Annotated in this window: 27 protein-coding genes; 20 read left to right on the forward strand and 7 right to left on the reverse strand. The window is 55.5% G+C overall.

Annotated elements, in window-relative coordinates; genetic code table 11:
* The first annotated feature begins 1 nt into the window (after position 1).
* The 7 genes from fliN (at position 2) to QLG07_RS08885 (ending at position 7,225) form a co-directional block, all read left to right on the forward strand.
* Positions 2-376 carry a flagellar motor switch protein FliN gene (gene fliN, locus QLG07_RS08855; protein WP_187499134.1) on the forward strand — a complete coding sequence of 125 codons (375 nt, stop codon included), beginning with the start codon at positions 2-4 and terminating at the stop codon, positions 374-376.
* A complete protein-coding gene (gene fliO, locus QLG07_RS08860) occupies positions 376-768 on the forward strand; it encodes a flagellar biosynthetic protein FliO (RefSeq protein WP_282469037.1) in 393 nt (130 codons plus the stop codon). The genes fliN and fliO overlap by 1 nt, the downstream gene beginning before the upstream one ends.
* Complete coding sequence (gene fliP / locus QLG07_RS08865) at positions 765-1,511, forward strand: flagellar type III secretion system pore protein FliP (protein WP_282469038.1); 747 nt, start codon at positions 765-767, stop codon at positions 1,509-1,511. Before fliO ends, fliP begins: the two co-directional genes overlap by 4 nt.
* A 10-nt stretch (positions 1,512-1,521) precedes the next feature.
* On the forward strand, positions 1,522-1,791 hold the full coding sequence (gene fliQ, locus QLG07_RS08870) for a flagellar biosynthesis protein FliQ (protein ID WP_099753776.1): 270 nt from the start codon (positions 1,522-1,524) through the stop codon (positions 1,789-1,791).
* Positions 1,791-2,570 (forward strand): flagellar biosynthetic protein FliR, encoded by a 780-nt coding sequence (gene fliR / locus QLG07_RS08875; protein WP_099753777.1) that lies wholly within the window; start codon positions 1,791-1,793, stop codon positions 2,568-2,570. The genes fliQ and fliR overlap by 1 nt, the downstream gene beginning before the upstream one ends.
* A 148-nt stretch (positions 2,571-2,718) precedes the next feature.
* Positions 2,719-6,105, forward strand: coding sequence for a bifunctional class I SAM-dependent methyltransferase/glycosyltransferase (locus tag QLG07_RS08880; protein WP_282469039.1), 3,387 nt, complete (start codon positions 2,719-2,721; stop codon positions 6,103-6,105).
* Positions 6,092-7,225 (forward strand): DegT/DnrJ/EryC1/StrS family aminotransferase, encoded by a 1,134-nt coding sequence (locus QLG07_RS08885; protein WP_282469040.1) that lies wholly within the window; start codon positions 6,092-6,094, stop codon positions 7,223-7,225. The genes QLG07_RS08880 and QLG07_RS08885 overlap by 14 nt, the downstream gene beginning before the upstream one ends.
* A gap of 16 nt (positions 7,226-7,241) precedes the next feature.
* Here the strand turns inward: QLG07_RS08885 and QLG07_RS08890 are convergent, their stop codons facing one another.
* The 4 genes from QLG07_RS08890 to QLG07_RS08905 form a co-directional block, all read right to left on the reverse strand.
* On the reverse strand, positions 7,242-7,826 hold the full coding sequence (locus tag QLG07_RS08890; RefSeq protein ID WP_282469041.1) for an acyltransferase: 585 nt from the start codon (positions 7,824-7,826) through the stop codon (positions 7,242-7,244).
* A 110-nt stretch (positions 7,827-7,936) separates the two neighbouring features.
* Positions 7,937-8,455: a hypothetical protein gene (locus QLG07_RS08895; protein WP_282469042.1), complete on the reverse strand. Its 519-nt coding sequence runs from the start codon at positions 8,453-8,455 to the stop codon at positions 7,937-7,939.
* Positions 8,427-9,257, reverse strand: a complete 831-nt coding sequence (locus QLG07_RS08900) for a winged helix-turn-helix domain-containing protein (RefSeq protein WP_282469043.1) — start codon at positions 9,255-9,257, stop codon at positions 8,427-8,429. The genes QLG07_RS08895 and QLG07_RS08900 overlap by 29 nt, the downstream gene beginning before the upstream one ends.
* 459 nt (positions 9,258-9,716) lie before the next feature.
* Entirely contained in the window at positions 9,717-11,201 is a 1,485-nt protein-coding gene (locus QLG07_RS08905) for a flagellin (protein WP_282469044.1), read from the reverse strand.
* A gap of 340 nt (positions 11,202-11,541) precedes the next feature.
* Between QLG07_RS08905 and fliD the strand changes: the two genes are divergently transcribed.
* The 3 genes from fliD to QLG07_RS08920 are packed head-to-tail and all read left to right on the forward strand — an operon-like array spanning position 11,542 to position 13,796.
* Positions 11,542-13,011 (forward strand): flagellar filament capping protein FliD, encoded by a 1,470-nt coding sequence (gene fliD, locus QLG07_RS08910; protein ID WP_282469045.1) that lies wholly within the window; start codon positions 11,542-11,544, stop codon positions 13,009-13,011.
* Between the two features lie 46 nt (positions 13,012-13,057).
* Positions 13,058-13,465, forward strand: a complete 408-nt coding sequence (fliS, locus tag QLG07_RS08915; protein ID WP_282469046.1) for a flagellar export chaperone FliS — start codon at positions 13,058-13,060, stop codon at positions 13,463-13,465.
* Positions 13,458-13,796, forward strand: coding sequence for a flagellar protein FliT (locus QLG07_RS08920; RefSeq protein ID WP_099754314.1), 339 nt, complete (start codon positions 13,458-13,460; stop codon positions 13,794-13,796). Before fliS ends, QLG07_RS08920 begins: the two co-directional genes overlap by 8 nt.
* 130 nt (positions 13,797-13,926) lie before the next feature.
* Here QLG07_RS08920 and flgN read toward each other — a convergent pair whose 3' ends face one another.
* The 3 genes from flgN to flgA all read right to left on the reverse strand — a co-directional run bounded on the left by flgN (position 13,927) and on the right by flgA (position 15,463).
* The gene (gene flgN / locus QLG07_RS08925) at positions 13,927-14,367 is read right to left on the reverse strand and encodes a flagellar export chaperone FlgN (protein WP_282469047.1); all 441 of its coding nucleotides are present in this window, start codon (positions 14,365-14,367) and stop codon (positions 13,927-13,929) included.
* Between the two features lie 19 nt (positions 14,368-14,386).
* The gene (gene flgM, locus QLG07_RS08930) at positions 14,387-14,683 is read right to left on the reverse strand and encodes a flagellar biosynthesis anti-sigma factor FlgM (RefSeq protein ID WP_282469048.1); all 297 of its coding nucleotides are present in this window, start codon (positions 14,681-14,683) and stop codon (positions 14,387-14,389) included.
* Between the two features lie 75 nt (positions 14,684-14,758).
* Positions 14,759-15,463, reverse strand: a complete 705-nt coding sequence (gene flgA, locus QLG07_RS08935; RefSeq protein ID WP_282469049.1) for a flagellar basal body P-ring formation chaperone FlgA — start codon at positions 15,461-15,463, stop codon at positions 14,759-14,761.
* A gap of 263 nt (positions 15,464-15,726) precedes the next feature.
* Here flgA and flgB point away from each other — a divergent pair, with 263 nt between their 5' ends.
* The 10 genes from flgB (at position 15,727) to flgK (ending at position 24,631) form a co-directional block, all read left to right on the forward strand.
* Complete coding sequence (gene flgB, locus QLG07_RS08940; RefSeq protein WP_187497756.1) at positions 15,727-16,134, forward strand: flagellar basal body rod protein FlgB; 408 nt, start codon at positions 15,727-15,729, stop codon at positions 16,132-16,134.
* A 14-nt stretch (positions 16,135-16,148) separates the two neighbouring features.
* Positions 16,149-16,553, forward strand: a complete 405-nt coding sequence (gene flgC, locus QLG07_RS08945; RefSeq protein ID WP_282469050.1) for a flagellar basal body rod protein FlgC — start codon at positions 16,149-16,151, stop codon at positions 16,551-16,553.
* 10 nt (positions 16,554-16,563) lie between these two features.
* Positions 16,564-17,241: a flagellar hook capping FlgD N-terminal domain-containing protein gene (locus tag QLG07_RS08950; protein ID WP_282469051.1), complete on the forward strand. Its 678-nt coding sequence runs from the start codon at positions 16,564-16,566 to the stop codon at positions 17,239-17,241.
* Between the two features lie 29 nt (positions 17,242-17,270).
* Positions 17,271-18,482, forward strand: coding sequence for a flagellar hook protein FlgE (gene flgE / locus QLG07_RS08955; RefSeq protein WP_282469052.1), 1,212 nt, complete (start codon positions 17,271-17,273; stop codon positions 18,480-18,482).
* 12 nt (positions 18,483-18,494) lie between these two features.
* Positions 18,495-19,232, forward strand: a complete 738-nt coding sequence (locus QLG07_RS08960; RefSeq protein ID WP_133622960.1) for a flagellar basal body rod protein FlgF — start codon at positions 18,495-18,497, stop codon at positions 19,230-19,232.
* A 21-nt stretch (positions 19,233-19,253) separates the two neighbouring features.
* Positions 19,254-20,036, forward strand: coding sequence for a flagellar basal-body rod protein FlgG (gene flgG, locus QLG07_RS08965; protein ID WP_099754306.1), 783 nt, complete (start codon positions 19,254-19,256; stop codon positions 20,034-20,036).
* A gap of 63 nt (positions 20,037-20,099) precedes the next feature.
* Positions 20,100-20,813, forward strand: a complete 714-nt coding sequence (locus QLG07_RS08970; RefSeq protein WP_282469053.1) for a flagellar basal body L-ring protein FlgH — start codon at positions 20,100-20,102, stop codon at positions 20,811-20,813.
* A 1-nt stretch (position 20,814) separates the two neighbouring features.
* Positions 20,815-21,936 carry a flagellar basal body P-ring protein FlgI gene (locus QLG07_RS08975; RefSeq protein ID WP_099754304.1) on the forward strand — a complete coding sequence of 374 codons (1,122 nt, stop codon included), beginning with the start codon at positions 20,815-20,817 and terminating at the stop codon, positions 21,934-21,936.
* Positions 21,936-22,883, forward strand: a complete 948-nt coding sequence (flgJ, locus tag QLG07_RS08980; protein ID WP_282469054.1) for a flagellar assembly peptidoglycan hydrolase FlgJ — start codon at positions 21,936-21,938, stop codon at positions 22,881-22,883. Before QLG07_RS08975 ends, flgJ begins: the two co-directional genes overlap by 1 nt.
* A gap of 113 nt (positions 22,884-22,996) precedes the next feature.
* On the forward strand, positions 22,997-24,631 hold the full coding sequence (gene flgK, locus QLG07_RS08985; protein WP_282469055.1) for a flagellar hook-associated protein FlgK: 1,635 nt from the start codon (positions 22,997-22,999) through the stop codon (positions 24,629-24,631).
* Positions 24,632-24,644: the final 13 nt, after the last annotated feature.

The raw sequence follows: 24,644 nt of genomic DNA on the forward strand, positions 1-24,644 counted from the left end.
CATGAGCGACAATAAACTCTCGTCGGGTTCTGAGACGGATGACCTTTGGGGGGAGGCGATGAGCGAGCAGAGTTCAGCGGGAATGACCCAGCCAATATCAGCGCCACAATTTTCGGATGAACTTAATTTAATCCTCGATATCCCGGTCAAAATGACGGTAGAGCTGGGTCGCACCAAAATGACCATTAAAGAGCTGCTGCGCTTGAGCCAGGGGTCGGTGGTGTCGCTTGACGGCCTGGCGGGTGAACCGCTGGATATCCTGATTAACGGCTACCTGATTGCGCAGGGCGAAGTGGTGGTGGTGTCCGATAAATTTGGCATCCGCATTACCGATATCATTACCCCGTCCGAGCGTATGCACCGCCTGAGCCGCTAATGAAAACCTCTTCTTCAATGATCAACACGGCCTCAGCAGGCGGCAACGATTCCGTGCTGCTGACCGTCTCCGGTGCGCTGGCGCTGATTATCCTGGTGATGGTGCTGCTGGCCTGGATGGCGCGCCGCAGCGGTATCGCCCGTCGCTTTAATGACGGCAGCCTGATTGCGGTGGTCGCCAGTAAATCGCTGGGCGCCCGCGAGCGCATCGTGCTGATTGACGTTGAGGATCAGCGTCTGGTGCTGGGCGTGACGGCGACGCAGATCGCCTGCCTGGCCACGCTGGCGAAACCGTCCAGCGCGCAGCCAGAGGTTGCGCCAGCAGGCGCGGTAAGTTTCGGCCAGCTGCTGCATAAGTTCAGCCAGAAACATCGCGGGGGTGCGGCATCATGACGCGCGCCTGCCTGCTGCGGCTGCTCTGCGGCCTGGGCGCACTGCTGCTGCCTGCCGCGAGCGCGCTGGCGGCCAACAGCGATATCACCCTGGCGAACCCGCAAAGTGATGGCGGCTGGACGCTGCCGGTACAGACGCTGGTGCTGCTCAGCTCGCTGACTTTCCTGCCTGCGCTGCTGCTGATGATGACCGGCTTTACCCGTATTGTCATCGTACTCGGGCTGATGCGTAACGCGCTCGGCACGCCGACGGCACCGCCAAACCAGGTACTGGTCGGGCTGGCGCTGTTCCTGACCTTTTACGTGATGTCGCCGGTGTTTAACCAGATCTACGATGAAGCCTGGCAGCCGCTGCAGGACGATAAGATCACCATGGAAGTGGCGCTGGAGAAGGGCATCAAGCCGCTGAAGGCCTTTATGCTGGACCAGACGCGGGAAAACGACCTGGCAATGTTCGCGCAGATCGCCAAAGCCGGGGAGTTCAACACGCCGGAAGAGGTGCCGCTGGGCATTCTGGTGCCGTCATTTATCACCAGCGAGCTGAAAACCGCGTTCCAGATCGGCTTCACCATCTTTATCCCGTTCCTGATTATCGACCTGGTGATTGCCAGTATTCTGATGGCGCTGGGGATGATGATGGTGCCGCCCGCCACCATTGCGCTGCCGTTTAAGCTGATGCTATTTGTGCTGGTTGACGGCTGGACCCTGTTAATGGGCTCGCTGGCGCAGAGCTTCTACAGTTAGGTAACCCGCCATGACTCCTGAAAGCGTTATGAACCTCGGCATCCAGGCGATTAAACTCGGCCTGATGGTCGCCGGGCCGCTGCTGCTGGCCGCGCTGGCCACCGGCCTGATTATCAGTATTTTGCAGGCCGCCACGCAGATTAACGAAATGACCATGACCTTTATTCCCAAAATCCTGGTGATTGTCGGCATTGCGGTGATCCTCGGCCCGTGGATGATGCGTAACTTTATCGAATACACCCGCGCGCTGATTATCAACATTCCGTCAGTTATCGGCTGATGGCCTTTTCAGTTCCCCTGCCGCAGATCTATGAGCTGCTCAGCCACTATTTCCTGATTATGGTGCGTATTGCCGCGCTGTTAACCGTGGCGCCAGTCTTTAGTGAGAAGGGCGTCAGCGTGCGCGTGCGCGTTGGGTTATCGATCCTGATTGCCGCGCTGATTGGCGGCCAGCTGCCGGACAGCCAGATTGCGCTGTACTCGCTGCAGGGCGTCTGGGCGGTGGCAAAACAGGTGCTGATCGGCGCGGCGTTAGGGCTGTCGATCCAGCTGCTGTTTGTCGCGGTGAAAATGGCCGGGGAGATGATTGGCATGCAGATGGGCCTGTCGTTCGCCACCTTCTTTGACCCTAATGCCGGGAATATTCCGGTGATCTCACGCTTCCTCAATCTGCTGGTCACTCTGCTGTTCCTGGTGTTCAACGGTCATCTGTGGCTGATTGCGATGGTCGCTGCAAGCTTCCAGCAGCTGCCGGTGGATGATGCTCCGCTGCAGTTGGGCGGGTTTTACCTGCTGGTCAATCAGGCCGGCATGGTTTTTCAGCAAGGGCTGATGCTCGGGCTGCCGATTATCGCGCTGCTGCTGTGCATTAACTTTATCCTCGGCCTGCTTAACCGCATGACGCCGCAGCTGTCGATATTTGTTATCGGCTTCCCGCTGACGCTGACCGTCGGCATGATGGCGCTGTCGCTGATTTCCCAAACCCTCGCACCGTTTATCGAAAGGCTGATGGCAACGGTATTTGATCATATGGCCGCCCTCATTCACGCCCTGGCTTAATATCCGCTAAAAAGTTTAATTGTCACCACTTATGCCCGTTTATCCGCAGCTCGACTTTTCCCGCTGAATGATAGAATTTTACCCTGGTCATATTCTTATTTTATGGCGCACAGCGCAGGCAGGATTCACCCTCACTCAGGAATTATTTGTGGCAAGTTTATATACCTCATGGCATCACTCTCCTACGGCAATTTCGGCTGCGGCCTGGCTTTATAATTACAGCTGTAGCGATATTTCTGGCGCCGCTATTCTGGAAATTGGCTGCGGGAATGGCGCTAATTTAATTCGTCACGCCACGATTTATCCACAATCAACTTGTGTGGGTGTGGATATTGATGCGCAGCGTATCGAGGCAGCGCAGAATAATGCCCGCCAGTCTGAGATGAATAATCTCCACCTTTACTGCATGGGCTTACAGGATCTGCTGTCCATAGATGCGGGCCGCTTCGATTATATTATTATCCCGGCGATGTACACGCTGCTGGATAACAGCGCGCGCAGTGCACTGATGCAATGGTGCCAGCGGCAGCTCAACGATAATGGGATTATCGCGGTGCGCTGGAATACCCTGCCGGGGGCCAGAAGCCAGAAGATATTACAGCAGTCGATTGCCTTCCACTGTGCTGCAGCGCAGAGCGAACAGGCGTGGCTGACCAGCGCCAGAGCGATGCTGACATTTATGGAGATGACCGACAGCAGAGGGGAAGTGAAAGCGGCGGCAGCGTCGGCACAGAAGCTGACTGATGCCGAGCTGCTTGGACAGTATCTTGAAGATAATCAGGACGCCTGTCTGCTGAGCGATTTCGCGCAGCGGGTGAAGGCCGAGCGGCTGCAGCTGCTGGGAGATGTCGTGCCGCAGTCTGAGCTGGCTGAGCATTACGGCGCGCCGCTAGCCCTGCTGCACCAGACCGTTGCTTCAGGCAGTCATGCTCTTCAGGCGCAGCAGTACCTCGATTTTGCCGTGCAGCGCAGCGAGCGCTTTAGCCTGCTGATTAGCGCGAAATCCGGCCACCCTTTCAGCCACCGTCCGGAACTCAACCAGTTAAAGACGATGCATTGGGCGGCGAGCTGTGCGCTGACCGAAGATGAAAACCAGCGTATCACCCGCTACGGTGAAAAGGTCAATACCCGCAGCCCTGATATTCGCCGCCTGTTCGACTGGCTGAGCGCCGCCTGGCCGCGCAGTCTCAGCACAGAACAACTCATCCAGCTGACGCTGGAACCAGAAAACCCGGTCGACCATCGCGAAAGGATGATGGCCGCGCTGGAAGAGCTGTTCCTCAATAAGCCGCCATCGCTGTATCTCAGCGCCGCGCCGTCACCCTATAACCGTGCCGAGGGTGAGCTGAAGCTGATCTGTGATTTCAGCACCACGGAAGTGGCCGACGGCGCTTACTGCGCCCGTACCAACGGGTGGGGCGAGCGGCTGGCGTTTAAGCGTGAAGAGTTTGCGGCGTGGCAGCGATGGCCGCACCCGGATAATTTGAGCGATGCAAGATACGCCATTGAACTGGCGGGCAAAGGCCTGCTTATTGGCAGCGCTACCAGCTGGGCGCACTTCTGGCAGCGCATCATTGCCTGTGGCGATCGCGCCTTGATTGAGGGCGCCATGCGCGCATTTCTGCTGGCTACCAGTGCAGAAAAGCAGGGCGGCTTGTTATCAGCCAGTATGGAACGTAGCCTGCGAGCAATAAAACCGCGTGTCAGCGTCAACCCCAAAAAAGCGTCTAAAGCCCAGCAGTTGCTCAATGCAGGGCATATTCAGCAAGCCCGCGAGGATATTGCCGGGCTATTGATAGAGCACCCCACGGACAGTACCTTACTGATGCTGGCGGCCGCGGCCTGCAATAAGGCGGGAGATAACGAAACGGCGCTGACGCTGCTGGCGAGAAGGCTTGGACAGGGCGGCGATCTGCACTCCGTGCTGAATTCGCTGGCGCGGGTGCTTACCAGCCTTGAGGCAAAATCATCTACCCCACGATTACTGTTTCAGCAGCTGTTAAAGCAGGATGACAAAAACGGCGAGCGCTGGCTGGATTTATCCAGCTGCTACCACGCAATCGACGATAAAATACGCGAGGAGCAGTGCCTGCAGGCTTCCTTAAAGCATGATGCGAAAAACAGCATCTGCCTGTTACGTCTGGCCACCCTGTATAGCCACACCGGGCGGATGGAAGAGGCAAAAGCGCTGTGCACGCAAGCGCTGGCATTACCGATGGGCGCTATTAATCGGCTAAATAGCCATGCGCTTTACCTGTTTCTTTTGTCCCATGATGCCGTTCTCAGTGCGGAAGAAAAATTCCATGCCCACGTCGATTTTGGCGTGCTGGCCAGCCAGTGGGCGCAAAGCACTACGCTGGCGCGAAGCGCACAGACTCCTTCGGACGGCAGGGGCAAAATCCGCATTGGCTTCGTTTCAGGGGATTTAAGAGGGCACCCGGTTCATCATTTCATTTACCCGGTGTGGCACAGCATCAATCGCGACCGCTATGAACTGTATGCTTATGCAACGGGCAGAGAGGATCGGATCACCCAGCAATATCGCGACACTGCGACAGTGTTTCGCAGCGTTGCGGCCCTGAGCGCGCTGGAACTGGCGCAGCAAATTGCCAGCGATAATATCGACGTGCTAATCGATCTCTCTGGCTTTACCGAAGGTAACCGCCTGCTGACCTTTGCACTGAAACCCGCTGCGCTACAGATGTCATGGATTGGATTCGTCGGCACCACCGGGCTGCAGCAGATGGATTATTACATTGCCCACGATCATTTAATGGCACCCGGTGAGCTGGATGCGATCTTCACGGAAAAATTAGTCTCCCTGCCTTCAGCAAAAATATTTGAATACAGCTCAGTGGCGCCGGAAGTGGGTAAACTGCCGGCGTTGAAAAATGGCTATCTGACGTTAGGTAATTTCAACCGGCCGCAAAAACTGACGCCAGCAATCCTCGACTGCTGGGCCAAAATCCTGCGTACGTTGCCACATGCCCGACTGCTGTTCGCCTATATGGACGATGAACGGATGATCGACAGCTATCGAGTAGAAATGACCCGGCGTGGCGTCAATCCTGAGCAGCTGGATTTTCGTATGAAGCAGAGCTTTGCTGACTATCTGGCTATGCACAATGAGGTCGATATTCTGCTGGATTCACACCCTTATTCTGCCGGAACGACCGCACAGCATGCCAGCTGGATGGGCGTGCCTCTGGTGACGACGACGGAAGGATCTGCCGTTTCCCGTACTACGGCGGCAACGATGAAAACCTTCAACCTCGGCGAGTTTGTCACCGCCAGCCTGGATGAGTATGCAGAAAAGGTGATTGAGCTCGATCGGCGCTATGACTGTCTCAGCGCCATTCGTCAGTCGCTGCGCGCACGTATCAAACAGCGCGAAGCCAGCCATAGCCATAATGCGGTTTACTTTGAACAGATGATCGAAACCGTCTGGCAGCGTCATCAGGCGGGCGAGGCACCGTCTGCGCTGTTTATCGAAGATCAACACCGCTGGGATGAGCAACACGATGTCATCAAATAAAAAAACCTTTGTTACCCGCCCGCTCATGCCGCCACTGGCCGAGTTTATGCCTTATCTTGAGCAGATCTGGAGCAACCAGATTTTAACTAACAATGGCCCTTACCATCAGCAGTTGGAAAACGCATTGGCCTCTCACCTTGGGGTGGAGCATCTGAGCCTGTTTTCCAACGGTACCATTGCCTTACTGACCGCATTACAGGCGCTGAGGGTGTCCGGCGAAGTGATCACCACGCCCTACTCATTTGTTGCTACCGCCCATTCGCTGCTGTGGAATGGCCTGACGCCGGTATTTGTCGATACCGAAGCGGGCGGATTTAATATGGATGCGGATAAAATTGAGCAGGCGATCACCGCCAACACGACCGCAATCATGCCGGTGCACTGCTACGGGATCCCCTGCAACAGCGCGCGCATTCAGCAGATCGCTGACCTGTATGGCCTGAAAGTCATTTACGATGCCGCCCATGCCTTCGGCGTGCAGCACAACTCGCGCAGCGTGCTGCTGGAGGGCGATCTGTCGGTGCTGAGTTTCCACGCTACCAAGGTTTTCAATACCATTGAAGGGGGGGCAATTATCAGCCACAGCGCCAGCATGAAGCGGCGTATCGACCTGCTAAAAAACTTTGGTATTGCTGATGAGACCACTGTGGTGGCGGCGGGAATCAATGGCAAAATGAACGAGTTGCAGGCGGCTTATGGCTTGCTGCAGCTGGAGCATATCGAACATGCGATCGGCCAGCGCGCGGCGGTGGATGCCCTATACCGTCAGGGGCTGGCCGGGGTGAAGGGCATTCACGTTCCCCAGGTGCCGCAAAACGTGGCCTGGAACTATGCGTATTTCCCCCTGGTGGTCGAAGCGGAATATGGGTTAAGCCGTAACGCCCTTTACCAGGCGCTCGTCGCACAAAATATTATCTCACGCCGCTACTTCTATCCGCTGATCAGCAGCTTCCATATCTACCGTCACTCGGCCGGGGCCAATCCTGACAATCTGCCGAATGCGCATCTGGCTGCCGATCGAGTGATCTGCCTGCCGCTCTATCCGGGACTGGAGCGGGATGTCATTGAGGTTATTCTCGGGATTATCAGACGCTATGCGCCAAAAGACACTGCGGCATAGTCGTAGCGCGCCAGAACTATGGGGCTGGCGCGGTAATGAATTTTTCCAGCGCCAGCGGGTTACGCTTGCGCTGGTTGATTTTTCGGGCGGGTGAACCGGCATAGATTGTCCACTCCTCACAATCTTTGGTGACGAGGGAGTTGGCGCCAATCGCGGTGCCATCGGCAAGAGAGCAGCCAGGCATAATGCTGGCCTGTGAGCCAACAATGGCGTGACGGCCAATCTCGATCGGGGCCGACGTCACATTGGTGAGGTGCGAGGGGACCATTGGATTGGTCATAAACTGCCCGCTATAGTCGTCGCTTTTGGTATACAGCCTGACGCCGTGCGACAGACAGGAGAAATCGCGCATTACGATCCCCGCACTGGCAAGCAGGGTGCAGTGACTGCCGATATGAATGTAACTACCCAGCGTTAAATACCCCTCTTCAGGCGCAATGATAGTGGTAAAACCATCAATTCTGACATGGTCACCCAGACTAATATTACCTAACCCGACAATGGTGCAGTTTTTCGCCACCCGCACATTTTCCCCTGCCGACTTGAAGCCGATCTCCCTTAACTGCTTACCGCTGTAATAACCCGGATTCAACCTTTCCATCGCTGTTCTCTCAGAGTCTGATTGGCAGGTATTTTAAGCGATATGTCCCCCGATCTTTAGCGCGTTAAGCGGGCAGGAATTGAGCCAATTAGTGGTGATACCCCCGATCGTCAGTTAACACAGACCGTACGCGGTGTGGTTTCACTGCCTGTCGCAATGGCAAAACCGTTTAACAGATAGATCCAGGTGGTGCTTTTTTCACCGGGCTTGATATGCGGGAAAACGTACTGTAAGACCTGCTGATCGCTGCTTTGATCGCCCAGCTTGCGGCTCTGTTCCAGCACCGTGCTGTGCAGACGATTCTGTCTCAGATGTCCCTCAATGATCACTTCGCGCAGCACCGTTACCGCCCGCATCGATGGCATTCCGCTGGTGTAGTGCTGGATGGTGCCGTTATACACGGTACGCACCTCTAACAGCCCTTCACGATAGGAGTGATAAACGCCACGGGCTACGGTCCAGTGGTTATTATCATCAATGGAGTAGTAGGATACCGGCGCCACGCAGGTATTTTTCAATGGATAAAACATCACCTCTTTCACCCAGAAGAATAGCAGTACCAGCAGGAAGCTCCCGCCAGACCACAGCAGGGTGGAGGACTTAACGTTTGGTAAAATAATACGACTCACAATTATTCTCCGAGGTTCGCAGCGGGATAGCACAAGCAATCAGCCCCATATGACGGGGGGAATGGCCAATAGTGATGTAGAGGAAGCGCGCTTTTTCGGCATTAGTTTCATAACTGCTGGCATAAAGTGCATAGAGTTGAAGCGTCTGGACTACCGTTTTTTGCTGTGCGGCGGACAGCTCCCCCTGCGGAACCCACACTTCGGTCTCGGGCGGTATTGCCTCCCCTTGCCAGCGTATAAAGTCGGTGCGCTGCGGCGTAAATTTAAAATACCCGCTGATGATCAACACCGCCAGCCAGCCCAGTAACGCCCCGACGGCACAGGCCAAAAGACGGCGTGGCCACACGGCGGTTTTTTCGCCTGATAGGGTCGCGGGCAGCGGCGGCAGCGGCGGTGAGGCCGCTGCTGGCGGGATGGGGGGCTCTACCTGAGGAATGCTGGCCTCAGCGTGGCGCGCAGCGGTAATCACGGCCACCTCTTTATTGACGATCAGGCGATAGCCGCTGCGGGTAACGGCAACCAGCTGGATCCACTCGTCAACCTTCAGCGTCACCAGCGCGCGGCGGATTTTGGTGATCATCACACGGACGCTGTTTTCGGTGACTTCTACCCCGGAATTGCGCCAGCCGATATCCATCAGCTGTTCATAGGACAGGACGTTCTCTTTCTCCTCCACCAGCGCTTTCAGGCAGCGGCAGGCAGAAGCCGGCAGCGTGACGCTGCTTCCGTTTTTAATATTCGACAGCGTGCGGGTACGCCGGTCGAGTTTTAGCGAGGTGCCAATGGCGATAGTGTTATGCATAAGAGTGACGAATCTTCTTTAAGAGTTATTATATTTAGTGAGCTATTGATTTAATTGAATGTATTAGGATTTTTCCTAGTAAGGGAAAGGAGCGCCAGGCCTGAAACGGTTGCTGTATTTAGCATTGTTAATGTTTTAATAGTGATGGAAGGGCTGCTTCTTTCTGTTAATTTATTAATTTCACAGCGTATTATGCACCACATATGGCCAAAAGTCGCGATGGTTGCCAGGGTTATTAATCTTGTAAATGCTTGTTAATTAGCAAATGGACATTGAATATTCTGCTATGAGCGAAAGAGATTTAACTTTGTTAATCGTGATTAATAGGCAGAAAGCAGGGCGTGGGAGTGGTGAAGTATTCAGTTAATTAATGGTACTTGGCGCACGTATAAAAAAGCCCTCCCCAAAGGGGAGGGCTGCAGCCCAGAATTGACAGGATGGGCTGGAAACTTACGCGAATTAACGCAGCAGCTGCAGCACGTTCTGTGGCACCTGGTTGGCCTGGGACAGCACGGTGATACCGGCTGACTGCAGGATGTTGGCACGGCTCATCGCCGACACTTCAGAAGAGAAGTCTGCATCAAGGATGCGTGATTTCGCTTCAGTCATGTTGTTCACGGTGGTGTTCAGGTTGCTGATGATGGAGTTAAAACGGTTCTGCACCGCACCCAACCCAGAACGGAAGCTGTCAACCTGCGCCAGCGCAGCATCCATCGTTTTCAGAATGCCGTTGCCAGAGTTCAGCTCTTCCATTTTCTGCAGATCTTTGATGCTCAGATCGTCAGTTTTAGCTGCGGTGAAAGTACCACCTGCATCATCCAGGTCCATAGCGATACCGGTCTGCTTACCCGTGGTGGCATCGGTGTGTACCGCGTAGTAAGAAACGTCGCCGTTCTTATCTGCCAGACCGATCACTTCCATGTTGGCGACAGAAGAGGCATCACCGCCCAGTTCAGTGGCGATAGCTTCCAGGTCCGCAGCTTGCAGCGTATGCTTGTTGCCGCTGGGCAGAGTAATCTCTTTGCCTTCACCGTAGGTCTGCAGTTCACCCTTAAGTGTGCTTGGCCCGCTACGCAGGATATCGCTATCCACTGCGCTCAGGACTTTGCCTGCGGTGACAGAGTCAAGTACGCCAGCACCGGCACCGGCACCATCGCTGACCATATTAATTTCGGTGGCTTTATCATTCACTTTGTCATAGGCAATGTACTGAGTTTTGCCATCTTTATCGGTGGTGCTGTACAGCTCAAGGTCCGCCACTGCACCTGCACCGACGGCGGTGGAGATGAGGCCCATCGCCGCAGCATCCAGCGTAATTTCGTCAGCAGTACCTGCGCCAATGGTAGCATCAGAGGCAACGCTGGCACCCGATGCTTCCAGCGTTGGCTTGTCGTATTTGCCGTTCAGGGCATTCATTACGCTGTAGTCATCCAGACCCAGTTTTTCCAGGTCCATTGCCGGCAGGTCGATACCGATAGTCTGACCGTCTTTCGCGCCGATCTGAATCTGCAGTGAAGAAGTTGAGCCATCCAGCACGTTTACGCCGTTGAATTCAGTGTCTTTGGCGATACGGCCGATTTCAGCCAGACGCGCGGTGACCTCTTCCTGGATAGATTTTTTATCCGATTCTGAGTTGGTGCCGTTCAGCGCCTGCTCGGACAGGCGACGGATGTTCAGCAGGTTGTCATTGATCTCGTTCAGCGCACCCTCAGTGGTCTGCGCCAGGGAGATACCGTCGTTGGCATTACGGGCCGCCTGAGTCATGCCTTCGATGTTGGCAGTGAAGCGGTTGGTGATCGCCTGACCCGCTGCATCGTCTTTGGCGCTGTTAATACGCAGGCCAGAAGAGAGACGCTGGATAGCGGTACCCAGAGAAGCCTGTGATTTGTTCAGGTTAGTCTGAGCCATCAGGCTCAGTGAGTTAGTGTTAATGACCTGGGCCATATTTAAATCCTCTTGAATAGGTTGGATTGTATTAAAAGCTATTAACTTATGCGTCGTTCGTTGTTGCGCATAACTAAGCTATCGGTGGGAATTAAAAATGACTGAAATTTATTTCGCGTAATAATTTAAATCATCAAATTGCAGTCAACTATGACGCTAATTATCCGTTTAGGGAGGCGGGCTTTCCTTTATGCGAAATTCAAAGCGGAGAACAGATGGCACCCGTGTTCGATTAAGGGTGGGCAGTTGTCGCCAGAACTGTAAAAAATTAAACTAAAGTGAAAAATATCCGATGGCTATTTATGTGATAACACATTAACCCTACGAGCAGGAGAGTAAAATGGCCGGGTTTGCAATTCCAGGGCTGGGTTCTGGCGGTACCATCGATTTTGACAATATGCTTTCTCAGATTAAAAAAGCCGAGCAGTCAAAGCTGGATCCGTATACCAAAAAGAAAACCGGATTCAATAATCAGGTGTCATCCTGGGGAAAAATCTCCAGCTCGCTGTCGGCGCTCAACGACAATCTGAAAAAGATCGGTGACGATGGCTTCCACGGCGTTACCGTCGGCACGAATAAAGCGTTTAAAGCGAGCGCCACTTCCGGCGCGCAGCCCGACAGTTATGAAGTCTATGTGGAGCAGCTGGCGCGCGCGCACAAAATTGGCACCGGGGCACAGAGTAGCCGCACCGACAATCTTGGCGATCAAAGTGTGGATAAGCGCACGCTGAAGATCAGCGTCGGTGATGGGAAGCCGATGGAGATCGAACTGGAAGAGGATCAGACCTCACTGGATCAGATCGCCAAAAAGATTAATCAGGAGAAAGGCGATGTCACCGCCTCAGTGCGCCCGACCGAGGATGGCAAATTCACCCTGGTGATGACCTCGAAGAAAACCGGGGAAGAGGGCCAGATCAAAGTCGAAGTTGAAGGGGACTCCCGGCTGGGCGATGTGCTGAACTTTGACCCGGCAGCCGCCAGGCCACCGGCAGGGAAAATGGCGACCACGGTTGAAGCGCAGAATGCCATTGTGGTGATTGATGGCGTCAAGCTCAACCGCAGCAGCAACACCATCACCGATGCCATAGACGGTATCACGCTGGAGCTGCAGCAGATCTCTGAAAAAGATAAAGACAGCGGCGAATTCATTTATGAAAACCTCTCCGTTACCAGCGATACCTCCAAATTCAAAGGTGCTGTTGAAGAGTTTGTGAAGCTGTATAACGCCTTCCTGTCTGAGTCCAGCAGCGCCAGCGTGTGGAAGGCCCCTATCGACGATAAAGAGGGGGAGCCGAATCCAGGCAACGGCGCGCTGATGGGCAACAGCACGCTGCGCCGTCTGACGGCAGATATGCGTGAAGTGGCGGTGGGCAGCAACAGTGAGCTGAGCGATGTCTTTGCCTCGCTGGCCAAGCTGGGGATTGAGGTGAAAACCGAAGATGCCGCCACCGGCAAGCTGACCATTGACAGTAAAAAGCTGGAGACGGCGGTCAAGGAGAACCCGGCAGAAATTGAAGCTCTGTTCCTCGGCAAAGGCAGCAACGAAGGCATCGCCGACAAGATGCAGAGCATTATCAAAAACTATATTGGTGATTCAGACGCTATTCCAAAAGTGAAAGGCGTGATCGAGCAGATCACCAAGGGACTGCAGGATCAGACCTCCCAGGTCAGCGACCGCATTAAGCAGATGGAAAAGATGATTGATGCCGTGGTGGAGCGTAACCGCAAAGACTTCGAACGCCTCGATCTGGCGATGAGCAAGATGAACAACATGAGCAATCAGCTGGCATCGATGCTGGCCGGGCTTTAACTTTTTTAACGCTGGGTATCACTGATATCCGGCAGGAAAACTCACTATGTATAGCAGGACAGGCCAGAGCGCCTACGCGCAGGTATCGCTCGAAAGCCAGCTGGCAGGCGCCACGCCACATCAGCTGATCACCATGCTGCTGGAAGGCGCGGTGAATGCCATGCTGCGGGCGAAAATCTATTTTGACCAGGGAAATATCGCAAGGAGAGGCGAAATGATTTCACGGGCGATTAATATTATCGACAACGGATTACGCAGCGCGCTGAACCATGAGGTTGGCGGCAAAATCAGCGAAGAGCTGGAGAGCCTGTACGAATATGTTTCGCGCAATTTGCTGCTGATCAATCTTAATCAGACGCCGGAGGAGTTACCGCACCTGATTGAGATTATGAGCAACATCTCAACCACCTGGAAAGAGATTGAGCCGGCGAAAAAGCAGGTGACTTATGGATAAGACATTGACCTGCGGGCTGCAGAAAGCGGCGCTGTTGAACAGCAATCTGATGGAGCTTACCCGTGAAGGGAAGTGGGACGAGTTTATTGATTCGATGACCGAATATGCCACGCTGCTGAGTGAGGCCATCGCCTGCGATCGTGACGATCTGAGTGAAGATGAGCAGACCCACGTTCGCCAGATTATTGCCGAACTGATGGCCAATGAAGAACTGATGATGCAACGCATGCGCACACGTCTCGACACCCTGCGTAGTGAAATGACCACGTTAAATAAAGGTAAAGCGGCCAGCAATGCGTACGCCGCGCCTTTCACCTCTCTTACCCGTTAATTCCCGGCTGTCACCACTGCTGCAGCGATTTTATTGTTGTAGCAGTGCGTCTATTTGATTCCATTTTTCTGACAAAAAAATGCCAGCGGTGTGCTGGCAAATCGTTACAAGGTAAACGCTAAAGGGATGTTCAGACGCTGATGTTATAGGCGCGTGCGGTTGGCGCACGGTGGGCTTCACCGGCAGAGCCGTAAATATTATTGCCGTTTACGCCATCCACCACTTTCTTCAGCTGCTGATTTTTTTTCATATGGATATTCAGCAGCTCTTCGACTTTACCGTTCAGATCTTTGGTTGCCTGGATCTGCCCGGTGACCTGCTGCCAGCAGCTAAACAATTTACCCTTCTGACGATAGGGCGCAGCCATTCTACGCTCGGCTTCTTCCTGACGACGAAGCTCGTCGTAATACTGAATGGTCGACAACAGCTGGCTTTTATTGTCCGTTAATACCTGTAAAGACACAGGATTAATCTGTGGGCGATTCAGCTGATTGACTTCCTCAATCATGATCGCCTCCAGCTCGCTCAGCGACGTTTTCATTTGTGACAATATCGAGTACAGCTTGTCCATGGCTTAATGGGCTCAGTGTTTAATTAAATTGAAAGATATCCATTACCAGCGAACGGGCAATGTTTTCCGGATCAATGGGCAGCTCGCCGGCTTCCAGTGCAGCACGCACCGCAGCAACACGCGTATAGTTGATGTCACCGTGGGTATCCGCTTTCATCTGCTGCGTCAGTGCGCTCAGCGTTACGTCGGTTTGCTCATCGAAGGTCGCCTGCACGCGCGCGGTTTCTGCTTCCTGCTGAGGATGACGAATGCGCATATCCTGGGCGGCAGCAATGGCGTTAACAGCGGTAGCGGGAGTAGTACGGTCAATGCTCATGGTGGATCTCGCCTGGTAAAGGGTAAAAGTGACTGCTTATAACCTTCTCATCGGTGATTGCGCGAGAAACTAAAATTATTCTTGCAGAAAAATCACCACCTGGCCGTCAGCGTTCACTTTACCGCTCACGGTCTGACCACCCCGGGTCTGCACTTTCAGCATATCGTCAACCGCGGCGTTGGCCAGCGCCTTGCCCGCGCTGCGAATACGAAAGCCTTTTCCCAGCGTCACAATCTCCACCGTCTGACCATTGCGCAGCCGCCAGTGCTGGCGCAGCTGGTTTTGTCGCAGCGGGCTGCCTGCCGCAATGGCGCGCGTGGTTATCTGACCGATGATCTCTGCGGCATCAAAAATAATCCCATCGGGCTGGTGCTCAAGGCTGCCGGTGAACGGTTCAATATCGCCTGCGGAAACCCGGCTGCCCGCTGCCAGGCGGTTTTTCGCCAGCCACCAGGTTCCCTGCGCCCGCACCTGAATGGTCAGGTAGTGGCGCCGCGCGCCACACGTTGCCACCACGCTGCGCCGCCCGACCAGACGGCGCTCATTCCCCGCCAGGGTCAGCACCGGTTCGGCACAGAGTGCAGACAGCTGCCTCGCCGGGCTTATCAGCGTCGCGACCTGCACCAGATTGCGGTTCTCACCTGTTGGCCGACCTTTATTAAGCAGGCCGTTAATGGTTGTCAACAGGCGCTGCTCGCTGGCAGAAAGTGCCTGGGTGCTGGCATACAGCGAGGTGCTAAGAGACAGCGTCAGCAGCAGAAAAGAGGAACGAAAAAACATAATAATAAAGTGCTCTGGTTGCCGGGTATAAATCATGCCAACTCGGTGATTGATGATTAAATTATAAACTAACTGTTGCGGATGTTATTGCGCTAAATGCAGACACTTCTGTCGCCAATTAATCGTGTCGTTATTTGATATATCTCGCCGGAAATTTTAACCCGCTAAAAGCGCTTATTTCTGTCAGTTCTTTGCAGTGTAATATTTGAACTGCGCTGGCTAAAATATGACGGTTAAATTTTCAGGCGCGAGGCCTAACTTCGATGATTAATAAACTTGATGATGCGTTTCGCTTTCAGCAGGAGGCGTTGAGTTTGCTCTCGCGTCGGCAGGAAGTGCTGGCATCAAATATTGCTAATGCCGATACGCCCGGCTATATGGCGCGCGATATCGATTTTTCTCAGCAGTTACAAAACTCGCTGGCGAATCAGTCAATGGCGAAATCACCGGTGTCACTCTCATTAACCTCTAACCGCCATATTGAGGGGCAGGGCAAGGTTTTTGACGATGCCAGTTTGCTGTACCGCATTCCGGATCAACCCAGCGCTGACGGCAATACCGTTGATATGGATCGTGAGCGTATCAGCTTTGCCGATAACAGCGTGAAATATCAGTCGAGCCTGACCTTCCTCGGTGCGGATATTAAAAAAATGATGAGCGTCCTCGCTTAGGGAGAATCATAAAAATGTCGTTATTTAGCGTTTTTGATATTTCAGGATCGGCAATGACCGCCCAGTCAAAACGACTGAACGTCAGCGCCAGCAATATGGCCAACGCCGACAGCGTGGCCGGTCCGGACGGGCAGCCGTATCGCGCCCGTCAGGTCACTTTTGAGGTGGATACTCACGCCGGAGGCGATATCGGTGGGGTAAAAATCGGTGAGGTGGTGGAAAGCACCGCGCCGGACCGGCTGGTGTATGAGCCGGGCAATCCGCTGGCGGATCGGCAGGGCTACGTGCGCATGCCCAACGTCAATGTGGTGAACGAGATGGTCAACACGCTTTCCGCCTCCCGCAGCTATCAGGCCAATGTCGAAGTGATGAACTCAGCAAAGTCATTGATGTTGAAAACATTATCACTCGGCCAGTAAGGATAACTTTATGGCAGTTTCTTCCGTAAACAACAACAGCAATAACGGTGTTGGCACCGGCAGCAGCGCTGCCGACCTCACCAACAGCTTTATGACGCTGCTGGTGGCACAGATGCAGAACCAGGACCCGACTAACCCGATGGACAATAACCAGCTGACTTCCCAGCTGGCACAGTTCAACACCGCTGCCGGGGTTGAGAGCCTGAATAAATCGCTGAATACCGTGGGCGGGCTGCTGGTCAATATGCAGCAAATGAGCTCGGCATCCTGGGTTGGCCGCGAAGTCATGGTTGAGGGCGATCAGAAAGTGACCTGGGGGGGAGTGGATACCGCCCGTGACGAAAAACCGCTGAGCTTTGCCCTCGGGGGGGAAGCAGAGAAGGTCACCGTGACGCTGACCGATGCAGCAGGTAAGGCCTATACCGCCGAGCTGAAAGGGTCGAAGACGAAAGCGGGTATTAACGAGTTCAGCCTCGACGACCTGGAGAACTTCAAACCGTCTGAGCCAGAAGCAGACATGGAATACACCGTGACCTATAGCGCCAGCGCGGCCGAGGGCCAGGCGCCTGAGATCGTTGGTTTGGTTGCCGAGAAGATTGAAGCGGTCTCCTTCGGAGCACAGGGCGCGGTGTTGCATCTGGCTAAGGGCAAAACCACGACGTTAAGCGAGATCTTCGTTATTCGTTAACTACTCACTTCACTTTCTGGAATTTTACTATGAGCTTTTCACAAGGCCTGAGCGGCCTCAATGCGGCATCGCGCGCGCTGGACTCGGTGGGTAACAACATTGCCAACTCACAAACCTATGGGTTTAAAGCGGGTTCAGTCTCCTTCGCCGATATCTTCGCCGGTGCGCAGGGCATGGGCGTGCAGGTAGCCGGTACCAGCCAGAACTTCAACGATGGCGGTTTAACCGGCACCGGGCGTAATCTCGATCTCGGCATCAGCGGCAACGGTTTTTTCCGCCTGATGGATGAAGCAGGGCAGGCGTACTACAGCCGTAACGGCCAGTTCGATACCGATGTTAATGGCTACATCACTAACATGAGTAATGGCCTGCGCCTTACCGGCTATCAGGCCACCGGCACGCCACCGGCGATTCAACCGGGCGCGGGCGTGGGGCCGATTCAGATTAATAAGACCGGTATGCCGCCAGTGGCATCCACCAGCGGCAAACTGACCGGCAACCTGAAGTCAGGTGAAGAGATTGTCACGAAAACCCCTTTCGATCCGAAAGATGGCGATACCTACAGCTACTCCAGCCAGGTTGAAGCCTATGATAGCCAGGGTAACCGCCACACTGTTGATATCTACTATGTCAAAACCGCCGATAACCAGTGGACGGCATACAGCAATGACTCTTCAGCCCCTGTGGGTGGCGGTGCTCCCTATGAAAAGCTGGATATCGAATTTGATAGCAACGGAAAAATGGTCACCGACCCTGCCAGCCTGGCGGTGAAAGGTGCGGCTTTCAACGGCGCAGCGCCAATCGATATGACCCTCGACCTTTCAGGACTGACGCAGAACTCGGGTGAGAATGCGATGGATCCTGCCACCATCGATGGCCACGCGCCGGGCAAATACGTCAACTTCCAGATCGGCGATAACGGCGAAATCGTTGCCAACTATGACAATGGTGAAAAACAGCTGATTGCCCAGGTGGTACTGGCAAACTTCACCAACCCGGGCGGGCTGCAGCAGAACGGCAATAACACCTGGGTCGAATCACCGCAGTCCGGCCCTTCCGTGGTCGGCATCGCCGGCACTGGCAGCTTCGGTAAGCTGACCGGTGGGGCACTGGAAAGCTCCAACGTCGATCTCGGCGCTGAAATGGTCAACATGATCGTCTATCAGCGCAACTACCAGTCCAACTCTCAGACCATCAAAACCCAGTCTGAGCTGTTGCAGACCCTGGTTAACCTGCGATAACGGCGGCAGATAATGGATCGCGCGATATATACCGCCATGAGCGCCGCCAATGCGGCGCTGAACCGTCAGGCCGTCACCGCCAATAATCTGGCTAACAGCTCCACTACCGGCTTTCGTGCCCAGCTGGCGGCTTTCCGCTCGGTGCCGATCGAGGGTGAAACGCACGCCACCCGTGCGCTGGTGGCCGAGAGCACGCCATACCACGACAACAGCATGGGGCCGATTAATCACACCGGGCGCAGCCTCGATGTCGCTCTGCCGCAGGGCGGCTGGCTGGCCGTGGCGATGGCCGACGGGCAGGAAGCTTACACCCGCAACGGGGCGATTCAGGTGGATAGCGAAGGGGCGCTGAGCATTAACGGTTTTCCGCTGATGGGCGACGGCGCACCGCTGACCGTGCCACCGCAGTCCGCCGTGACCATTGCGCCGGACGGCACGCTGACGGCGCTCGGCGCCGGGGATGACCCAACGGCAGTGACGCCGGTCGGGCGTATCAAGCTGGCGCAGGCGGAGATGCAGAGCCTGCTGCACGGCGATGATGGGCTGTTCCACCCGGCTGGCGGCGGTGCGCTGGCCGCCGATGAAGCGATGCGCCTCAGCCCCGAAGCACTGGAAGGCAGCAACGTCAGCCCGGTCAAATCGATGACCGAAATGATCGCCACCGCACGCAGCTTCGACATGAACATGAAAACTATTCGTACCGCCGATGAAAATGCCAAACAGGCTAACCAGCTTTTAAGCGTGAGCTAATGCCCGCGCAGGAGTCTTAACATGATCCGTTCTTTATGGATTGCAAAAACCGGTCTGGAAGCCCAGCAGACCAATATGGATGTTATCTCTAATAACCTCGCCAACGTCGGCACCAACGGCTTTAAGCGCCAGCGCGCGGTATTCCAGGACCTGCTGTACCAGACCATGCGCCAGCCGGGGGCACAGGCTTCCGAGCAGACCACGCTGCCAACCGGCATGCAGCTGGGTACGGGCGTGGCGCCGGTGGCGACCGAGCGTCTGCACACCCAGGGTTCCCTGACGCAGACCAGCAGCGACTACGACATCGCCATTCAGGGTAAAGGCTTCTTCCAGGTACAGATGCCGGATGGCACCACCGCGTATACCCGCGACGGGTCGTTCAAGCGCAATGAAAACGGCCAGATGGTCACCGCCGAGGGAAACCCGGTGCAGCCGGATATTACCGTGCCGCTGGACGCGCAGAAGCTGACCGTCGGTGAAGACGGGATTGTCACCGTGACCCTACCAGGCCAGGCGGCGGCGCAGCAGGTCGGGCAGCTGACGCTCAGCACCTTTATCAACGATGCCGGTCTGGAGAGCATCGGCGGCAACCTGTATGTGGAAACCCAGGCCTCCGGCGCACCGAATGAAGCCACGCCGGGCATGGATGGCGCAGGCCGCCTCAAGCATCAGTATGTGGAAACCTCCAACGTCAATGTCGCGGAAGAGCTGGTCACCATGATCCAGGTTCAGCGCGCCTATGAGATCAACAGTAAGGCGGTTTCGGCTTCTGATCAGATGCTCCAGCGCCTTGCGCAGCTGTAATCCTCACCTGTACCCGTCAGTGCGCAAGCCTGGCGGGTTTCGGACCGTTAAGTTGCCAATAAAATGAATAAATTCAGTGCGTTTTATCGCCGTGGTCGTGCCGCCAGCGCCGCCCTGAGCGTGGTGATGTTCCTCAGTGGCTGCGCGCATATTTTGCAGCAGCCTTTAGTCCAGGGCCCGACCAGCGCAGCACCGTTAGCGATGGCTGCGACCCGTGCAAACGGCTCGCTGTTTCAGAGTGGGCAGGGGATGAACTATGGCTATCAGCCGATGTTTGAAGACAGGCGGCCGCGTAACGTCGGCGACACGCTGACTATCCTGCTGCAGGAGAACGTCAGCGCCAGCAAAAGCTCCAGCGCCAGCGCCAACCGTAATGGCTCGGCCGGGGCCGGGTTGACTGCCGTGCCGGATTCGGTAGGCGGTTTTCTGGGTAATGGCAAGTTAGATTTCGCAGCCAGCGGCAAGTCGGATTTTGCCGGTAAGGGCGGCGCTGCGGCGCGCAACACCTTCACCGGCACCCTCACCGTGACGGTGATGAACCTGCTCCCCAACGGCAATCTGCAGGTGGTGGGTGAAAAGCAGATTGCCATTAACCAGGGCACCGAGTTTATCCGCTTCTCCGGGGTGGTGAATCCGCGCACCATCAGCGGCAATAACACCGTGTCCTCCATCCAGGTGGCTGATGCGCGTATCGAATACGTGGGCAATGGCTACATCAATGAAGCGCAGAACATGGGCTGGCTGCAGCGCGTGTTATTGAACCTCTCACCATTCTGATATGACGATGAAAAAACAAACTTTTTTACTCTGCACCATGCTGTTAAGCGCGATGGCGATGCTGGCGCCAACCTGCGTTCACGCCGAGCGCATCCGCGACCTGGTGACGGTGCAGGGCGTGCGATCTAACTCGCTGATGGGCTACGGCCTGGTGGTCGGGCTGGACGGCACCGGCGATCAGACCATGCAGGCGCCCTTTACCGGGCAGAGCCTGAATAACATGCTGTCCCAGTTGGGCATCACTGTACCGGCTGGCACTAATATGCAGCTGAAAAATATTGCGGCGGTGATGGTGACGGCGGAGATGCCCGCTTTTGCCCGTCCCGGTGACCGCATCGATATTGTGGTTTCGTCACTCGGCAATGCCAAAAGCCTGCGCGGCGGCACGCTGCTGATGACGCCACTAAAGGGGGCAGATGCGCAGATCTATGCGCTGGCGCAGGGCAACGTGCTGATCTCCGGCAGCGGTGCGCAGGCGGGCGGCAGCCGGGTACAGGTTAACCAGCTCAACGGCGGGCGCATTAGCGGCGGTGCCAGCGTTGAACGTGCGGTGCCGAACGATTTTGCCAGCCAGAGCGCGCTGCGTCTGCAGCTCAACGACACCGATTTTTCGCTGGCACAGCTGATCAGCGATGAGATTAACCGCCGTTTTAGCGGTGCGGCGATGCCGGAAGATGCGCGTACCGTACGCCTGTTTGCCCCGGCTGATGGCCCCTCGCGCGTGCGCTTTCTCGCCAATATTCAGGATATCCCGCTGCGCGTGGGGATCCAGGATGCCAAAGTGATCGTCAACTCGCGTACCGGGGCGGTAGTGATGAACCGCCACGTGACGCTGGATTCCTGCGCGGTGGCTTACGGCGGCCTGACGGTGGAAGTGTCGCAGAATAACCAGGTCAGCCAGCCGGATACGCCGTTTGGCGGTGGCGAAACCGTGGTGGTGCCAAAGACTGATATCTCGGTGCGCGATAGCGGCGGCGCTCTACAGCACGTCAGCAGCAGCACCGATCTCAACAATGTGGTGCGGGCGCTCAACGGCCTGGGGGCAACGCCAAACGAGCTGATGTCGATCCTCGAAGCGATGAAAAGCGCGGGCTGCCTGCATGCCAGGCTGGAGACCAACTGATGAGTGAGATCGACCAGTTTAATACGGCCTCCTGGGATTTGCGCTCGCTGGACCCGCTGAAGCTGAAGGCGGGGAGCAGCGAGTCACCGCAGGCGCTGCGCGCCGCCGCGAAACAGATGGAAGGGATCTTCGTACAGATCATGCTGAAAAGCATGCGTGATGCCGGGTTTAAGGATGGCCTGATGCATAGCCAGGCCTCGGAGATGTACACCTCGATGCACGATCAGCAGCTGGCGCAGGATCTGGCGCAAAAAAGCCCGCTCGGCTTTGCCGATATGATCGTGCGCCAGATGGGGGGAGAGGTGAAGGATCCGGCCGGGCAGGCGCAGCACATTGCCGCGCCGGCCCCGGGGCCTTATTCACTCCCTCATGCGCCATTGAACGCCACCTCCGTGGCGGCAAGCACACGGGCCACGCCGGTCAGCGCGATGACTGCCCAGAGCAGCAGCTCACAGCCGTTTATCTCCCGCCTGCTGCGCCCGGCACTGCAGGCCGCGCAGAGCAGCGGCATCCATCCGCATCTGATTCTGGCTCAGGCGGCGCTGGAGTCCGGATGGGGAAAACGCGAAATTCTCACCGGGGAGGGCAAGCCAAGCCACAACCTGTTCGGCATTAAGGCCAGCGGGGACTGGCAGGGCAAAACCACCGAAATTACCACCACCGAATATATCAACGGCACGCCGCAGAAAATCCAGGCGGCGTTTCGCGTTTATGACTCCTACGGCGAGGCATTAAGTGACTATGCGCGGCTGCTGAAGAACAACCCGCGCTATCAGAAAGTGGTGCAGTCACCTTCTGCCGAGCAGGGCGCACGCGCGCTGCAGGCGGGGGGCTACGCCACCGATCCGGCTTATGCCAGCAAGCTGATCAATATTATCCAACAGGTCAAAGGCAATATTACCCAGGGCTTGCAGGCGTATAAAACCGACCTGTCACAACTTTTTTAGTAAAGACGTTTTAGTAAATTTGTGAATCACCGATGAAGTAATAAGGACAGTAAAAAACAGGCGCCGTCTGAACCCTGATTCGGGCCGCGCACGATGAATTTCGTGGATAAAATATGAATCTATTTAATCTAGCCAAAAGTGGTCTCAGTACCGCGAATTCCGCAATATATGTCATCGGTAACAACATCAATAATGCGACAAACGCCGGTTACAGCCGCCGCGATATTATTATTGGCGAAGCGGGCGGGTTGAGCACCGGCAATGGCTTTTACGGTTACGGTGCCCAGGTTAACGGCGTCTATCGTAATAATGACAGTTTCCTGAACGGCCAGCTGCGGGGGGCAAACAGCAACGTTGGCGCGCTGGTTGGCCGCTATGAGCAGCTGGCGGAAATCGACGACATGATGGGCAACAGCGATGCTAACCCCTCAGTATCGCTGGATAATTTCTTTAAATCGCTGAAAACCCTCAGTAGTGAACCGGATTCGCCAGCTGCGCGTCAGTCGGCATTTAACACCATGGGTTCAGTCAGCTACCAGTTTAATACCACCAGCAAACGTCTTAGCGGCCTGGAAAAAAGTACCAATAGCCAGATAGAGCAGAGCGTTAAAGAGATTAACGATGCCACCACCCAGCTGGCGAAGCTGAATGAAGAGATCGAGAAAATCACCGCGCAGCACGGTACTCCACCGGGCGATCTGCTGGATGCGCGCGATAACCTGCTGGATTCACTCAGCGGGCAGATGGGCATTCAGATCGCGGAAAATAAACAGACTGGCCGCGTGGATGTCGCGATGCCGGATGGCCGCCCGCTGGTGTCCGGCAACCGCTCGTTCGAGCTGGAAACCTCTGTCTCTGATGCCAACCCTAATAAAACCGTGGTGTCGTATGTTGATGGCAGCGGCAATGCCAGGGAGCTGAATGAGGAACGTTTCACCGCTGGCAAGCTGGGCGGACTGTTTAAATTCCGTAACGACGATCTGAGCCAGGCACGTAACGAGCTGAACCAGATGGCGTTGCAGATGGCAGCACGCTTTAACGAGGTCAACCGTGACGGCTTTGATGCTGACGGAACACAAGGCGGCGATCTGTTCAAGATCCCGGACCCGAGCGCTTACGCCAACCGCAATAATGGCGGTGATGCCCGCCTGATGCCGCGTTTCAATGGCCCTGCCGGCAGCGTGAATGCGGAGGATTACACCATCACCCGCACCGCCAGCGGTTGGGAAGTGAAGGGCGCGGACGGCCGGGTGGTTCCCCACACCACTAACCCAATGGGCGAGCTTGAGTTTGACGGTTTGTCCATCGGCGTCAGCGGTGCGCCGCTTGAAGGCGATAGCTTTATGCTCAATCCGGCTGAGGGCGTGGCGGAAGGTCTGGACGTGGCCATTACCAGCGGCAATCAGATTGCCGCGGCGGGCACCTTTGATGGCGGTGAATCCGATAATACCAACCTGGAAAAACTGCTAGGTATCCAGGATGAAAAACTGATTGGTAAAGCCACGCTGAGCGAAGCCTATGCCAGCCTGGTCAGCGCCATTGGTTCGTCAGCCAGCTCACTTAAGGCCGACCTGAAAACGGCGCAAAGCGTACTGACCGAACTGGGTGAAAAGTGGCAGTCGGTGGTCGGGGTAAATATTGACGAAGAAGGGATGAAGCTGCGCATGTTTTCTCAGTATTACAATGCCAACGCGCAGATCCTGCAAACCGCTACCGACATGTTTGATGCTCTACTGGCCATTCGATAACGGCCCAGATAAT

Source organism: Erwinia sp. V90_4 (genome assembly GCF_029967685.1).
Taxonomy (GTDB): domain Bacteria; phylum Pseudomonadota; class Gammaproteobacteria; order Enterobacterales; family Enterobacteriaceae; genus Erwinia; species Erwinia aphidicola.

Excerpts from the sequence above, each read along its gene's own strand:
- fliN (WP_187499134.1), top strand. The coding sequence starts at position 2 with ATGAGCGACAATAAACTCTCGTCGGGTTCTGAGACGGATGACCTTTGG.
- fliO (WP_282469037.1), top strand. The coding sequence starts at position 376 with ATGAAAACCTCTTCTTCAATGATCAACACGGCCTCAGCAGGCGGCAAC.
- fliP (WP_282469038.1), top strand. The coding sequence starts at position 765 with ATGACGCGCGCCTGCCTGCTGCGGCTGCTCTGCGGCCTGGGCGCACTG.
- fliQ (WP_099753776.1), top strand. The coding sequence starts at position 1,522 with ATGACTCCTGAAAGCGTTATGAACCTCGGCATCCAGGCGATTAAACTC.
- fliR (WP_099753777.1), top strand. The coding sequence starts at position 1,791 with ATGGCCTTTTCAGTTCCCCTGCCGCAGATCTATGAGCTGCTCAGCCAC.
- QLG07_RS08885 (WP_282469040.1), top strand. The coding sequence starts at position 6,092 with ATGTCATCAAATAAAAAAACCTTTGTTACCCGCCCGCTCATGCCGCCA.
- QLG07_RS08890 (WP_282469041.1), bottom strand. The coding sequence starts at position 7,826 with ATGGAAAGGTTGAATCCGGGTTATTACAGCGGTAAGCAGTTAAGGGAG.
- QLG07_RS08900 (WP_282469043.1), bottom strand. The coding sequence starts at position 9,257 with ATGCATAACACTATCGCCATTGGCACCTCGCTAAAACTCGACCGGCGT.
- QLG07_RS08905 (WP_282469044.1), bottom strand. The coding sequence starts at position 11,201 with ATGGCCCAGGTCATTAACACTAACTCACTGAGCCTGATGGCTCAGACT.
- fliD (WP_282469045.1), top strand. The coding sequence starts at position 11,542 with ATGGCCGGGTTTGCAATTCCAGGGCTGGGTTCTGGCGGTACCATCGAT.
- fliS (WP_282469046.1), top strand. The coding sequence starts at position 13,058 with ATGTATAGCAGGACAGGCCAGAGCGCCTACGCGCAGGTATCGCTCGAA.
- QLG07_RS08920 (WP_099754314.1), top strand. The coding sequence starts at position 13,458 with ATGGATAAGACATTGACCTGCGGGCTGCAGAAAGCGGCGCTGTTGAAC.
- flgN (WP_282469047.1), bottom strand. The coding sequence starts at position 14,367 with ATGGACAAGCTGTACTCGATATTGTCACAAATGAAAACGTCGCTGAGC.
- flgM (WP_282469048.1), bottom strand. The coding sequence starts at position 14,683 with ATGAGCATTGACCGTACTACTCCCGCTACCGCTGTTAACGCCATTGCT.
- flgA (WP_282469049.1), bottom strand. The coding sequence starts at position 15,463 with ATGTTTTTTCGTTCCTCTTTTCTGCTGCTGACGCTGTCTCTTAGCACC.
- flgB (WP_187497756.1), top strand. The coding sequence starts at position 15,727 with ATGATTAATAAACTTGATGATGCGTTTCGCTTTCAGCAGGAGGCGTTG.
- flgC (WP_282469050.1), top strand. The coding sequence starts at position 16,149 with ATGTCGTTATTTAGCGTTTTTGATATTTCAGGATCGGCAATGACCGCC.
- QLG07_RS08950 (WP_282469051.1), top strand. The coding sequence starts at position 16,564 with ATGGCAGTTTCTTCCGTAAACAACAACAGCAATAACGGTGTTGGCACC.
- flgE (WP_282469052.1), top strand. The coding sequence starts at position 17,271 with ATGAGCTTTTCACAAGGCCTGAGCGGCCTCAATGCGGCATCGCGCGCG.
- QLG07_RS08960 (WP_133622960.1), top strand. The coding sequence starts at position 18,495 with ATGGATCGCGCGATATATACCGCCATGAGCGCCGCCAATGCGGCGCTG.
- flgG (WP_099754306.1), top strand. The coding sequence starts at position 19,254 with ATGATCCGTTCTTTATGGATTGCAAAAACCGGTCTGGAAGCCCAGCAG.
- QLG07_RS08970 (WP_282469053.1), top strand. The coding sequence starts at position 20,100 with ATGAATAAATTCAGTGCGTTTTATCGCCGTGGTCGTGCCGCCAGCGCC.
- QLG07_RS08975 (WP_099754304.1), top strand. The coding sequence starts at position 20,815 with ATGACGATGAAAAAACAAACTTTTTTACTCTGCACCATGCTGTTAAGC.
- flgJ (WP_282469054.1), top strand. The coding sequence starts at position 21,936 with ATGAGTGAGATCGACCAGTTTAATACGGCCTCCTGGGATTTGCGCTCG.
- flgK (WP_282469055.1), top strand. The coding sequence starts at position 22,997 with ATGAATCTATTTAATCTAGCCAAAAGTGGTCTCAGTACCGCGAATTCC.